The organism is Bacillus sp. 05T31 (genome assembly GCF_056396725.1).
The window spans coordinates 1-983 of record NZ_JBFTMA010001073.1; the positions used below are offsets into that span (position 1 = coordinate 1).

At 34.1% G+C, this 983-nt stretch carries 1 protein-coding gene; it reads left to right on the plus strand.

The window, feature by feature from the left end; genetic code table 11:
• Positions 1-33 precede the first annotated feature (33 nt).
• A complete protein-coding gene (locus AC1DJR_RS31425) occupies positions 34-969 on the plus strand; it encodes an aldo/keto reductase (protein ID WP_477004406.1) in 936 nt (311 codons plus the stop codon).
• Positions 970-983 lie beyond the last annotated feature (14 nt).

Consider the following 983-nt stretch of genomic DNA (forward strand, 5'->3'; position numbering starts at 1 on the left):
TAATCGAACAATAGAAATATAGGGGGATAAAAAATGAAGTATACAAAATTGCAAAAGGCAGGACTAAATATTTCGAAGTTGGGGTTAGGAACAAACGCTGTTGGGGGACATAATTTATATGCTGATGTGAATGAGGAAGAAGGAAAAAGATTAATAGAAGAAGCAATTCAGCAAGGGATTACATTTTTTGATACAGCAGATTCATACGGTTTCGGTAGATCAGAGGAATTGGTAGGAGAAGTATTAAAAGGAAAACGCCACGAGTTTGTACTTGCTACAAAAGGTGGAATTCAGCCGTTATTAAATGGAGAGGTTCATATTAATAATGAACGAAGCTATTTAAGAAATGCTGTGGAAAATAGCTTAAGAAGATTACAAACTGATTATATTGATTTATATTATTTACATTTTACAAATCCTGAAACAAGTTACATAGATTCAATTGGAGAACTTACTCGCCTAAAAGAAGAAGGAAAAATTCGTTCAATTGGAATATCTAACGTTAATGTAGAGCAATTAAAAGAAGCGAATCAGCATGGACATATAGATGTTGTACAATCGCCTTACAATATGCTAGATCGTACTGCTGGGGAAGAACTTTTGCCATATTGTATAGAATCAGGTATTTCATTTATTCCGTACGGGCCTCTTGCCTTTGGGATACTAGGCGGAAAATATACAGAAGGTTTGAAATTGAATGAAGGTGATTGGCGCCAAAGTGTAAATCTTTTTGAAGAAAATACATATAAGAGTAACTTTAAGAAAGTTGAGAAGTTAAAAGGCTTATCTAAAGAAAAGAATCTCGAAGTATCGCATTTAGCTTTAGCGTGGTTATTAAACAAAAAAGGAATTGATACTGTTATTCCTGGCGGGAAGCGGGCAGAGCAAATAAGAGAAAGTGTAAGAGCAGTGGATGTTTCATTGAATGAAAAAGTTATGAAAGAGATTGAATCTATTTTAGAAGATTAGTTGAAAAGAGGGGT

Coding starts and splice junctions, on each gene's coding strand:
- AC1DJR_RS31425 (WP_477004406.1), top strand. CDS start 34: ATGAAGTATACAAAATTGCAAAAGGCAGGACTAAATATTTCGAAGTTG.